This is a genomic window from Winogradskyella sp. UBA3174 (assembly GCF_002364335.1).
Classification (GTDB): Bacteria; Bacteroidota; Bacteroidia; order Flavobacteriales; family Flavobacteriaceae; genus Winogradskyella.
This window is the reverse complement of record NZ_DEXW01000071.1, coordinates 30385-43442: the sequence shown is the minus strand read 5'-3', so window position 1 is coordinate 43442 and position 13058 is coordinate 30385. Positions and strand designations below refer to the sequence as shown.

At 31.8% G+C, this 13058-nt stretch carries 11 protein-coding genes; 6 read left to right on the top strand and 5 right to left on the bottom strand.

Annotation, left to right across the window (positions count from 1 at the left end):
• The first annotated feature begins 3 nt into the window (after window positions 1–3).
• The 5 genes from B2U95_RS13860 (at window position 4) to clpX (ending at window position 4575) form a co-directional block, all read left to right on the top strand.
• Window positions 4–768 (top strand): alpha/beta fold hydrolase, encoded by a 765-nt coding sequence (locus B2U95_RS13860; protein WP_296317177.1) that lies wholly within the window; start codon window positions 4–6, stop codon window positions 766–768.
• A 22-nt stretch (window positions 769–790) separates the two neighbouring features.
• Window positions 791–1138, top strand: coding sequence for a phage holin family protein (locus B2U95_RS13855; protein ID WP_296317175.1), 348 nt, complete (start codon window positions 791–793; stop codon window positions 1136–1138).
• An 80-nt stretch (window positions 1139–1218) separates the two neighbouring features.
• Window positions 1219–2541, top strand: coding sequence for a trigger factor (gene tig / locus B2U95_RS13850; RefSeq protein ID WP_296317173.1), 1323 nt, complete (start codon window positions 1219–1221; stop codon window positions 2539–2541).
• A gap of 83 nt (window positions 2542–2624) precedes the next feature.
• Window positions 2625–3299 carry a ClpP family protease gene (locus tag B2U95_RS13845; RefSeq protein ID WP_296317172.1) on the top strand — a complete coding sequence of 225 codons (675 nt, stop codon included), beginning with the start codon at window positions 2625–2627 and terminating at the stop codon, window positions 3297–3299.
• A gap of 43 nt (window positions 3300–3342) precedes the next feature.
• Window positions 3343–4575 carry an ATP-dependent Clp protease ATP-binding subunit ClpX gene (clpX, locus tag B2U95_RS13840; RefSeq protein ID WP_296317171.1) on the top strand — a complete coding sequence of 411 codons (1233 nt, stop codon included), beginning with the start codon at window positions 3343–3345 and terminating at the stop codon, window positions 4573–4575.
• Between the two features lie 261 nt (window positions 4576–4836).
• On the opposite strand, the gene B2U95_RS13835 is transcribed toward clpX, so the two are convergent.
• Together B2U95_RS13835 and B2U95_RS13830 are read right to left on the bottom strand one after the other, a co-directional pair.
• Window positions 4837–6066, bottom strand: a complete 1230-nt coding sequence (locus B2U95_RS13835; protein ID WP_296317170.1) for a TolB family protein — start codon at window positions 6064–6066, stop codon at window positions 4837–4839.
• A gap of 156 nt (window positions 6067–6222) precedes the next feature.
• Window positions 6223–7740, bottom strand: coding sequence for a GH3 auxin-responsive promoter family protein (locus B2U95_RS13830; RefSeq protein WP_296317168.1), 1518 nt, complete (start codon window positions 7738–7740; stop codon window positions 6223–6225).
• 135 nt (window positions 7741–7875) lie between these two features.
• Here B2U95_RS13830 and B2U95_RS13825 point away from each other — a divergent pair, with 135 nt between their 5' ends.
• A complete protein-coding gene (locus B2U95_RS13825) occupies window positions 7876–8667 on the top strand; it encodes a DUF2797 domain-containing protein (protein ID WP_296317166.1) in 792 nt (263 codons plus the stop codon).
• Between the two features lie 313 nt (window positions 8668–8980).
• Here B2U95_RS13825 and rpsU read toward each other — a convergent pair whose 3' ends face one another.
• The 3 genes from rpsU to B2U95_RS13810 form a co-directional block, all read right to left on the bottom strand.
• Window positions 8981–9175, bottom strand: coding sequence for a 30S ribosomal protein S21 (rpsU, locus tag B2U95_RS13820; RefSeq protein WP_008269492.1), 195 nt, complete (start codon window positions 9173–9175; stop codon window positions 8981–8983).
• A 90-nt stretch (window positions 9176–9265) separates the two neighbouring features.
• On the bottom strand, window positions 9266–10129 hold the full coding sequence (locus B2U95_RS13815; protein WP_296317163.1) for a sigma-70 family RNA polymerase sigma factor: 864 nt from the start codon (window positions 10127–10129) through the stop codon (window positions 9266–9268).
• Between the two features lie 105 nt (window positions 10130–10234).
• Window positions 10235–12892, bottom strand: coding sequence for an AsmA family protein (locus B2U95_RS13810; protein WP_296317161.1), 2658 nt, complete (start codon window positions 12890–12892; stop codon window positions 10235–10237).
• Between the last annotated feature and the right edge of the window lie 166 nt (window positions 12893–13058).

Here is a 13058-nt window from a genome sequence, read left to right as displayed (position 1 = left end):
AACATGAAATTACATTCAAATATATTTGGTGAAGGAAAGCCATTCATAATCTTACACGGGTTTTTAGGGATGGGAGATAATTGGAAAACGTTGGCAAAGGAATTTGCTGAATCTAATTTTGAAATGCATTTAGTAGATCAAAGAAATCATGGACGTAGTTTTCATTCAGATGATTTCGATTACGAATTATTGGCTGAAGATTTAAAACATTATTGCGAACTTAATAAGTTAATCGATATTGTTTTGTTAGGCCATTCTATGGGAGGAAAAACAGCAATGCTTTTTGCAACAAAGTATCCAGAATTAGTCAGTAAACTTTTGGTGGCAGATATTTCGCCACGTTACTACCCTGTGCATCATGATACTATTTTAGAAGGTTTAAGTCGTCTAAATTTTTCTAAAATAAAAAGTAGAAGTGAAGCAGATATTGCTTTGAGTAATTACGTGACAGAAACCGGAACCCGAATGTTTCTTCTTAAAAATCTATATTGGGTAGAAAAAGGACAGTTAGGGTTGCGTATCAATTTAGAAGCATTAAAACAGAATGTATCGGAAGTTGGTGAAGCTTTACCAATACACGCAACATTTATCAAAGACACCTTGTTTTTACGTGGTGGTAAGTCAGAATATATTGGGGAATCTGATGAGGTAATTATACATAGACATTTTCCTAATTCAGAACTAAAGACTATTTCTAATGCAGGTCATTGGTTACACGCAGAGAATCCTAAAGATTTTTATATGGCTGTAATTAATTTTGTATCTTGAGTAAATCCAAAAACTAAAAGAAATGAACTTAATATTAAGAATATTAATCAATGCTTTAGCGGTCTTCGTTTTGGCAAACGTGCTAAATGGAGTTGCTGTAGATGGTTACGTGGGAGCAATTGTAGTAGCCGTTGTACTATCTGTTCTTAATTTGTTGGTAAAGCCGGTTTTGGTGATATTAACCTTGCCAGTAACCATTTTAACACTAGGTCTATTCTTAGTAGTTATTAATGCTTTAATTATACTTTTGGCAGACAAACTTATAGATGGTTTTGCCGTAGATGGCATATGGAATGCAATTCTATTTAGTGTTCTATTGTCTCTATTACAATCTTTGTTGCAATCGTTCTTAAAAGATAAGAAAAAGTAGCTTAGAATCAAACAATTAAAAGTAGTGTTGGGTTGTGAAAAATAGCGTATTTTTGCAACCCAATTTTAGTTCCAAAAAGAATGAATATTACAAGAGAAAACATCGATGCATTAAATGCAGTTGTAAAAGTAAACATCGCTAAAGAAGACTACAGTGATAAAGTTGAAAAAATATTAATAGATTACCGTAAATCTGCTAATATTCCTGGTTTTAGAAAAGGCCATGTACCAATGGGAATGGTGAAAAAACAATATGGTAAAGCTGTATTGGTAGATGAGGTAAACAAATTACTTCAAGATGCTCTAGGTAAATATTTAGTAGAAGAAAAGTTAGACGTTTTAGGAAATCCATTACCTAAAGCTCAAGACGATTTAGATTGGGATGCTGATGCATTTTCTTTTGAGTTTGAATTAGGTTTAGCTCCACAATTCGATGTGAAACTAAAAGGTAAAAAAGCAATAACAAATTATAATATAGTTGCAGATGATAAAATGATCAACAATCAAGTTGAGAGTATTCAGAAGCAATATGGTAAAATTGTTTCTCAATCTGAAGTAGCTAAAGATTCTGAAATTACAGGAACGTTCTTTAACGAAGAAAAAGCAATTGATAATTCTACGATGATTACTTTAGATAAATTGAAAGGGAAATCAAACCCTAAGAAATTTATAGGTGCTAAAGTAGGAGATGTTGTTTCTTTAAAAACAAAAGGTTTATTTAATGATGATCATGATTTAATGACCTTCTTTAAAGTACCTCATGATGATGCTCATGGTTTAAATATTGAAGTAACTTTTGAAGTTACCGAGGTTAACGGAAGAGAATTAGCAGATTTAGATCAAGACTTATTTGATAAATTATTTGGAAAAGATAAAGTAACTTCAGTTACAGAATTTAAGGAGAAAATAAAGGAAGATTCTGAAAAGCAATTTGCCCAACAAGGTGATCAGAAATTATTGAATGATGTGACTGAATATTTAGTAGAGAACACAAAATTTGATTTGCCATCTAGTTTCTTGCAAAAATGGATGCAAACGGCAGGTGAAGAAGAAATGTCAGAAGAGCAGGCTAAAGAAGAATACGAAAAATCTGAAAAAAGTATGCGTTACCAATTAATAGAAGGTAAATTAATCCAAGAACATAACTTACAAGTTCAGTTTGAGGATTTAAAAGCTCATTCTATGGAAATGATAAAAGGGCAAATGGCTCAGTTTGGTCAGATGAATCCTTCAGAAAAGGAATTAGAAGACATAGCGGCACGTATATTGTCTAATCAAGAAGAAGTAAAGCGTTTGTCTGAGCAGCTAATGAGTCAGAATTTATTAAATTTATATAAGACAGAAGCAAATATTAAGACAAAAGATATCACGTATGATGATTTTGTAAAAGAATTCTACAGTTAAGCTGTCTTTAAAAATATTAGTATCTTTGAGCGTAGAACATAATAAGTTTTACGCTTTTTTTTAATAAAAAAAAATTAAAACATATGGATTACGGAAAGGAATTTGAAAAATTCGCGATAAAAGATCAAGGTATAAATGGTAACTATTACGGTAAGATTTTAGAGAGCATGTATCCAAGCAATATGACACCTAATATTATAGAGGAGCGTCAAATGAATATAGCTGTATTTGATGTATTTTCTCGTTTAATGATGGATCGTATTATATTCTTAGGTACAGGTGTAAATGATCATGTAGCAAATATTATTCAAGCACAATTATTATTCTTACAGAGTACAGATGCTTCAAAAGATATTCAAATTTATATCAATTCACCAGGAGGATCAGTATATGCTGGTTTAGGTATTTATGATACTATGCAGTTTGTAAAGCCAGATGTTGCTACAATTTGTACAGGTATTGCAGCTTCTATGGCAGCAGTATTGTTATGTGCTGGTGAAAAAGGAAAGCGATCTGCATTAACACATTCTCGTGTAATGATACACCAAGTAAGTAGTGGTACACAAGGTCAGTTAAGCGATATGGAAATTGCTTTAAAAGAAACAATAAGAGTAAAGGAGGAATTATATGCAGTTATTGCTAATCATTCTGGTAAATCAATTGAGCAAGTAGAAAAAGATTCTGATAGAGATTATTGGATGCGTTCACAAGAAGCTTTAGACTACGGAATGATTGATGAAGTTTTAAAACGCAAGTAATCCCTTATTATTACGACTATTAAAACCGAATTAGAATTTAATTATGGCAAAAGAAGAATTAGAATGTTCATTTTGTGGAAGGAAAAAGCCAGAAACTAGTTTATTAATAGCTGGTTTAGATGCACATATATGTGATCGTTGTATAGAGCAAGCGCATGGTATTGTAATAGAAGAGTCTAAGCAAACAGGCAATTCGGAACTAAGTGCTGAGTTAATGCTAAGAAAGCCCAAAGAAATTAAGGCGTTTTTAGACGAATATATTATTGGTCAAGAATACACAAAACGTGTTATGTCTGTTGCGGTTTATAACCACTATAAACGTTTATTGCAGCCACCAACTGATGATGATATTGAAATACAAAAGAGTAATATCATTATGGTTGGTCAAACAGGTACCGGTAAAACACTAATGGCAAAGACTATCGCGAGAATGTTAAACGTGCCTTTAGCTATAGTTGATGCAACTGTATTAACGGAAGCGGGTTATGTTGGTGAAGATGTAGAAAGTATTTTAACACGTTTGTTACAAGCGGCAGATTATAGTTTAGAAAAAGCAGAACGTGGTATTGTTTTTATAGATGAGATTGATAAAATTGCACGTAAAAGTGATAATCCATCTATAACAAGAGATGTTTCTGGTGAAGGTGTACAACAAGCACTTTTAAAACTTTTAGAAGGAACTGTTGTTAATGTACCACCAAAAGGTGGTCGTAAACATCCTGATCAAAAATTTATAGAAGTCAATACTGAAAACATATTATTTATTGCAGGTGGAGCTTTTGATGGTATAGAACGTGTAATTACTAAACGCTTAAATATGCAAGCGATTGGTTATAGTTCTATTAATTCTGATAACAATGTAGATGAAGACAATATTTTACAATATATAATTCCGAAAGATTTAAAAGACTTTGGTTTAATACCAGAAATCATTGGTCGTTTACCTGTGCTTACACACATGGACCCTTTAGATGCTAATACCTTAAGAGCGATTTTAACAGAGCCTAAAAATGCTATAATAAAACAATACAAGAAATTGTTTTCTATGGATGAGGTGGATTTTACAATCACTGAAGGTGCTTTAGAATATATCGTAGGAAAAGCTGTTGAGTACAAGCTTGGCGCACGTGGGTTGCGTTCATTATGTGAGGAAATATTAACAGAGGCTATGTTTGAATTACCAGGTTCTGGTGAAACAAAATTGAATATTACTAAAAGCTATGCAGAGCATAGGCTTTCTAAATCTACATTAAAGAAGTTGAAGGCAGTCTCTTAAAGCAAAAACTATATCATAAAAAAACCACAATTTCTAATATTGAAATTGTGGTTTTTTGTTTGGCGTTGGATTTATTAATATAATATTGCTTGCAATATTTTTTATATTAAATTACGAGGGTTAAATAATTGATAGCACATTTATTTAACACGAATATATATGCTAAAATTAATGTAGTGTAGGTTTTATTTGTTTATTAGTTAAAGCTTAAATAAAAATCGATGTATAGATAGGCGTTGTTCTTTTTATCGATGAAGTGAATTAGCTCTTTGTTCTGTCTATTTTTACTTTACTAGATAGTTTTAAAACCTCATTAAATGCAACATCAGTGTCAACATTTTTAGATTGAAATTCTACCATAGCATCTTCAAAACCTGCTTTTATAGTTTTTAAGTGATACCCTTCAAAAGGTCTGATTTTAAAACTATATGTTGCATCTCTTCCAGTTATTTGACGCTCAACTTCCTTACCACTACTATCATACAAGATAACCATAGTATTAGGTATTGCTTTGCCATCTTCTTTAACTACAATACCTTCTAAGTTTTGGTAGATTGCTCTAGCGTTAAATCGGTACATGTTAAATCGTTGTCCTAAATTACCAGTATTAGAAGAAAATACTCCTCTGTTCTTATCAATAAGAACAAATGCAATATCATCTCTAATTGAATTAATTTTTACACCTAAATTTCTTGGTTGTGTATAATTAAGGTTTCTGTGATTGTTGGAAATAAAAATATCAAAACCACCTTGGCTATCATGTCCTTTAGATGAAAAGAATAACTCACTACCGCTTTTAGAGGTGTGTGGGTATTTTTCGTCTTCCTCAGTGTTAATAGTTCTTCCTAGATTAATAGGCTCACTTATAGTGCCGTCATTTCTTATAAAAGCTTTATAAATATCAAATCCTCCAAAACCGCCTTCCATATTTGATGAAAAATATAAAAAATTACCATCACCAGATACGTGTGGGTTTTCTATAGAATAGTCTTCACTACTTATATCTAATGGTTTTTGATTTATCCATTTTCCGTTAGAATTTGGTTTTAAATTTGCTTTATATAATTGATAGTTAGTTGAGTTTTTACGTTTACTATTGGTATAGTAAATTGTAAATTGATCTGGTGAGAATGAGACTTGGCCTTCATTTCCCTTTGTGTTAAGTATTCGGCTAAATAATAGAGGTTGGGTTAAATCTGCACCTTTATTGATGTCTGTACAAAATAAGTTATAGTAAGGCAGTTTAGTATTTTTATCTCTGCCATTACCAATAGCACCAATTTTTTTAGAAGATACAAGTACTAGTTTATTTCTGAATACTGCACTTGGTATTTCTGAGTAATCAGAATTAATCTTTGAAACGTTAACATCAAAAATATAACCACTCTCATTTGCGTCGCTTGGCTTTTTATCATTTATGGGATCTGTAGAAACCGTACTGAAGAAAAAAAATGTAAATAAAGTCAATACTAAAGTAAGGGTAGGCTTCATAATTGTGGGAAATTAGGATTAATTAATGCTAAAATAACCTTTTATACCTTTCTGAGTATTTTAGTTAGGTGTATGACATGTTTTAACGATTAACGATATTTTTTAGTACATAGAAGACGTTAAACAAAACGTATTCAATAGATTAACATATGTCTGTTAGCTTTTGTTTAGGCGTAATAACTCATCAATATAGTCTCTAGAATTTGATAATCGAGGTACTTTATGTTGTCCGCCAAGTTTGTCATTTTCTTTTAACCAATCATAAAATAAATTTGGTCTGGCACTATGAATTTTTGGTTTATTAAGAGTAATATTATTGAAACGTTTAGCTTCATAATCCGAATTCAAGGATTTTAGTGCATTATCAAAAAGCTCCTCAAAATAAGGCATGTCTCGTGGTGGTGTTTTGAATTCAATAATCCATTCGTGAGTTCCTTTTTCCTTGCCACTCATAAAGATCGGTGCAGCAGTATAATCTACTATTTCAGCTGAGGTGCGTTTACATACTTTTTTTAATGCATCTTCTGCATTTTCAATTATTAATTCTTCACCAAATGCATTAATGTGGTGTTTCGTTCTACCAGAAACTTTTATTCTATGCGGACTTATACTTACAAAACGTATTGTATCTCCAATTTTATAGCGCCAAAGACCTGCATTTGTTGTAATGATAACTGCGTAGTTTTTATTAAGCTCTACATCGCTCAACGGGATTACTTTTTGATCACTTTTACCATAGGTATCCATTGGTATAAACTCATAGAAAATACCATAATCTAACATCAGTAATAAATCACCTGAATAATTTTGATCTTGGATAGCAAAAAAGCCTTCAGATGCATTGTAGATTTCGTAGTATTTAAATTGCTTTTTAGGTAATATATTACGGTACTGATCTATGTAAGGGTTAAAACTAACTCCACCATGAAAATAAACTTCGAGGTTAGGCCAAATATTAAATAGGCTATCTTTTCCTGTTGAATCTAGGACATTATTTAGTAAAACTAGCATCCATGAAGGCACACCTGCTAGGCTTGTAACATTTTCGTTTATAGTTTCATCTACAATAGCTTGCATTTTGGTTTCCCATTCACTCATTAATGAAACTTTACTACTTGGAGTACTACTGTATTCAGCCCAAAACGGCATATTATCTATAAGAATCGCACTTAAATCACCAAATGCAGTTCCGTTTTCTTTATACAATTCTTTACTGCCACCTAGTCTTAGGCTTTTGCCAGTAAATAATTGAGAATTTTCATTGTTGTTTAAGTACATACATAATAGATCTTTGCTTGCCGCATAGTGGCAATCTTCTAAAGATTCTGTACTTACAGGTATAAATTTACTTTTTGCATTTGTTGTTCCACTAGATTTTGCAAACCATTTTATAGGTGTTGGCCAATAGATATTTTGCTCACCATTTCTAGAGCGTTCTATTGATGGTTGTATGGTTTCATAATTAACAACAGGTAAGCGCTCGTTAAAATCTTTATAGCTTTTTATGGATGCAAAATCATATTTCTTTCCTGTTTCTGTATCCTTTGCAATTTTTAGAAGAGTAAAAAGCAACTCATTTTGAACTTCATTAGGGTATTTTAAAAACAATTCAATTTGATGGACTCGTTTCTTTAAGAACCAAGAAGCAATAGAATTTACAATTGGGATTGGCATGGATTGGCTATCTTTACTCGCTAAGCGAGATTTAATAAATTAATTATCGTTTGTAAACTTAAATCTTTTTTGCTTACAAGTTCTTTGTGGTTTGCCATAAGGAAGCTTGTGTGCTAAAAATACTAAATTTCTTTTATGCTTTATACCGGTGTACTAACTAAAATGCAAACCGAGTTTTTAGACCCTATTCAATATTATTTGGTTTTTAAAAATGATTTCATTCATATTAATCAGCTTTTAAATAAACCTTTTAATATTAAGCTGGTTGGTCATCAATGTTTAAGTTGTGGCTTAGATAAGCCTATTTATAGACAAGGTTTTTGTAAAAATTGCTTTTTTGATAAACCTTTTGCAGGTGATTGGATTATGCGACCTGAGCTTAGTACTGCCCATTTAGATAAAGAGGATAGGGATTTAGACTATGAGAAAAAGGTACAGTTGCAACCTCATATTGTTTACCTCGCAAATTCTAGTAATGTAAAGGTAGGAGTGACTCGTAAAAGCCAAGTACCAACACGTTGGATAGATCAAGGTGCGCATGAAGCTGTTGAAATTGTTGAGGTGCCCAATCGTTACCTCGCAGGTATAACTGAGGTAGCTTTAAAGGCTTATGTCGCTGATAAAACCAATTGGAGAAAAATGCTTAAGAATGATATTGAAGACGAAAATCTTTTAGAATGGAGACAGCATCTTAAGAAATACATACCAGATGAGGCTAGGGCTTATTTTATAGAACATAATTCTGAAACACATATTCATTTCCCTGTAAATCAGTATCCTGTAAAACCAAATAGTTTGAATCTTAAAAAGCAAATTGAATATTCAGGTAAACTAGTAGGCGTAAAAGGGCAGTATCTGATTTTTGAAGATAACACTGTTTTTAATATCCGATCTAATGAAGGACTTGTTGTAGAATTGCAGTTTTAATTGGTGTTAGCATTCCGTTAATACCGCTTTTATTTAATGAGAATTCATTAAATAAAGTTTTAGTTATGAAATCCTCACCTTTTAAGTATTTAGCCTTATGGTTGCAGGTCAAATATTTTATCGATAACGGTTTATAAGCTACTAATAGATAATTATACGCTGATAAGACTTTTTAGCATTTTTATGAAAACCGTACAGCGCATTCTTAGAGGTGCGTGCGTAAAATGAAAATTTCAGGACGTAAAACGACTACCAACAAAAAAAGAGCAATATTTCTATTGCCCTATTATATTGTGGATATTAAGACGTAAATCTATACGTTTTCAGCGTCTCTTAAACCTTGGATATACTCAGCTTTCTGAATTTCTCTTCTTCTTTTAACAGAAGGTTTTGTGAAATAACGAGATTCTCTAAGGTTTTGCATAATCTGCACATTTCTGTGTTTACGCTTGTAACGCTTAAGAGCACGTTCTATATTTTCTCCTTCTTTGATTTCGATTTTAATCATGTATCGATATATTTTTATTATATAAATTCTTGCAAATAGTCGGCAAATATATGCTAACTTATTGAAAATAAAAAATTAAATTATTTTAAATTAACCTAAATAGGTTTTTAATATTTTACTCTTACTTGCATGGCGTAATCGTCTAATACCTTTTTCCCTAATTTGTCTCACGCGTTCGCGTGTTAAGTCATAGATACTACCTATTTCTTCTAATGTCATTGGTGGTTGGTCTCCGATACCAAAGTTTAATCTAATAACATCACTTTCCTTTTGAGTAAGCGTTTCTAAAGCACGTTCTACCTCAGTATTTAAGGATGCTTTCATTAAGTCTCTATCTGGTCTAGGTGATTCGCTAGCACTTACAACATCGTACAAACTAAATGTCTCTCCATCTTTTAATGGTGCATCCATTGATAAATGACGTCCAGAATTTTTCATAGACTGCTTTACCTCGCGAACACTAATGTCTAGTTCTCTAGCAATTTCATCTGCATTTGGTGGTCTTTGGTTAACCTGCTCTAAATGCGAATACGCCTTATTAATTTTATTAATAGTACCAATCTTATTTAATGGTAACCTAACAATACGAGATTGTTCGGCTAAAGCCTGTAAAATAGCCTGTCTAATCCACCAAACAGCGTAAGATATAAATTTAAAACCTCTGGTTTCATCAAAACGCTTTGCGGCTTTTACTAGACCTGCATTGCCTTCATTAATTAAATCAGGAAGTTTTAAACCCTGATTTTGATATTGCTTTGCAACAGAAACAACAAACCTTAAGTTAGACGTTGTTAATTTATCTAAAGCTACTTGATCACCCTTTCTTATACGTTGAGCTAATTCAACTTCTTCGTCAGCAGTTATCAATGGTATTTTACTTATATCTTGAAGATATTTATCTAATGATTTATCTTCTCTATTAGTAACTTGCTTGGTGATTTTTAATTGCCTCATATATCCTCTTTAAATTTAGTGAACCCACATTATAACGTAATTATTTAGAAAAGCAAACAAAAAGGTGATTATTAACTAAAATTAACTCGTTTTTGTTTTAAATACCTAGTTTTTGGTAGAATCTTGCTCTTTTTTGCTCTTGGTTTTTTTCTTTCCTCCTAAAAGGCTACCAAGAATATTTGTAACCTCGTCTTTGGCTTTACTTGTAGAATTAGTTTTAGTACTATCTGTTTTAGTGTTTGTAGAATCTGTTTTTGTACCGTTAGAGTTTCCTCCTAAAAGACCACCCAATAAATCGTTTATTTTATCTTTTCCTTGACCAATTAATTTTTGTTTCTGTATCTCAACTAATTGTTGGGTAAGATTAGTTACTCCAGTAGTTAAATCTGTAGTAATATTAGGACTAGTAAATGTGCCTCCGATATTAGTAGTTACAGGTACTGTAATTTTATTAACCTCGTTGTCATTAATTTCACCAACTAATTGGTTGACTTCGCTACCTAAATATTTTGCAGGTACCTGTAATACAGCACTATAATTCATGGTGTTAGAGAAACTGTGAGTTCCTGACACTTCAATAGGAATATCTTTATAGTTTATAGTGAATGGCTTTACAGATACTTGGCCGTTATCAAAACTCAGTTTGGTTTTAATGTCTTTTTCGAGTTGTTTAAAATCTATAAAATTTAATTTACCAACTAAGCCAGAAAGCAGTGGGCTTTGCGCTGTATTTATTTCTGAAGTTAGTATTTCTGCAATTGCATCTCCTGAAATTGTATTTAAATCTGGCGAGAAGTTTGAATCCAAGAAACCACTTACGTCTATTGTAGAGTTAAGTTTCCCTTGTATTACTTTCGCAATAGGAGCTAAAAACTTCAACATTTCTAATTCTTTAAACGATTGTGAAATGTCAAACTGTTGCATTGCTAACTTCATATCAAAAGTTGGTTTAGCGCTTTTTGTAGATACGTTTCCAGAAATGCCTAATTGACCATTAAATAAATCGATTGTCATGTTACTTAAATTTGCATTCTGATCTTTAATGCGTAGCTGGCCTTTTACATTCTTTAAATTTAAATTATCGTAGATAACAGTCATAGCATTTGCAGTGATTGTACAATCTAAAAAAGCTGGAATTTTAAGTGATTCCTTATCAGGTGTTGTTTTGTTCGAAGTTTTTGAAGCGGTTTCATCTTCTACCATAAAATCTGAAATCGCAAACATATTTGAGTTAACATTAAAATCACCTTGAAGGTTTTTATCACTTAATAAGAATCCAAGTAAGTTGTTAATTGTTCCTGTAGCAGAAAAATCACTTTTACCTGTTAAAGCATCAAAACTATTCAAACTAACTGTTCCTGGTTTAAAGGTTAAATCTGCTTTATTAATTTGAATTGGATTTACGATGTCATCAGAAGAAAACACAAAACCAGTTAGCGAAACACTTCCATTATTTTTAATACGTTGGTAAGCGTTTGTTTCTATTGCATTCATATCAAAAGTCGTATTCAGTTTCCCTTTTAGAATTCCGTTGAGCTGATTTTTGAGTTCAACAGGATACGCTTTTGAAATATTAGCTAAGTTTAAAACACCGTCTAAATTCCCGTTTACTAGCATATTACCAGTAAGGTTTTTTATATGTGCTTCAGACTTAAAGACATCTTCATCTATTTTAAAGTTGAGCTTATTAATATCTACAAACGTATCATCAACATTACCAGTTGTGTTTTTTACAGAAGCGTCAATCATAATATTAGTCACGCTTTTAGGAAGATCTGGGTATTTAAAAGAGGCGTTGTCTGAATGCATATTAATATCTAACGTCGGAATAGTCTTCTCAGACACCAAACCTTTAATAATTCCGTTAACCGTAAAATTTCCTGTTGTATTTACATTTTCTATATTCTTAGCATAGGCCTTTGGTATCACAGCAAGTAAATCTTTAAAAGAAGACTCAGGATTTTTAAAAGTAAGGTCTATTTGCTGTCCTTTTTCAACCATTTGCACAAAACCTTCAAACTCTAAAGGCAATGCGTTGATGTAGCCTTTATTGTCCTTAAAAGTGTATTTCTGTTGCTCTAAATCTAAATCGATGAGTGCGTCTAGTTTTATAATATTGTTACTTAAATATTCAGTACTGTCTATAGAAATGCTAATTTTAGCTTCGGTTTTTGTGTCTAATTCTGAGAGTCCACCAGAAAAAACACCTTTTCCGTTATGGTTAATTTCTGTTGCATAAAATAACGTGTTGGTGCCTTCGTCTATATAAGTAAGAGCACTATTGTTAAGTTCGTAATTTTTAATATCAAAGCTAAAGCTACCAGAAGTTGTGTCAGTTGTTACTTCATTAGATACTTCACCTTCTTTTGTGATATCGTAGTTTACAGAGCCATTTTTATTGGTCTTAAGCGTTAATAAAAGTTCATCTGCAATAATTTCATTTATAACAAGTGGTGCTTCTGTGCCTTTAAATAATTGCATCAAAGGCATTTCAAAAGACAACGATTTTGCTGTGGCAAATGTTTCGTCTTTAAATGGTGCACGATTTATAATTTTTAGATTCTCTACACTCACTTCAGCTTTTGGGAAACTACTGATTAGACTCAAACGAATATCGTCAAAACTTAAATCTGCATCTAGGTTTTCATCTGCATAATTCTGAACGATAGCATCTATTTTAGATTCTAAAACAAATGGAATAGTAATAAGTATGGCGATGAAAAGTAATAAGATGATTCCAATAATTTTGAAAATTTTCTTCATAGGGTGTTTTGTGATTTTAGAATAGCTTCTATATATATTATACGCAAAGTTCAGTAGAATAGTTGTGATTTTAAGAAACTTTAGTAAGATTTTAATGATTTAATACTGCCAAAAGCTTATCGATACGATTTCTCATTCTTTAGAATTACTCAAAGTGAGGCTATTA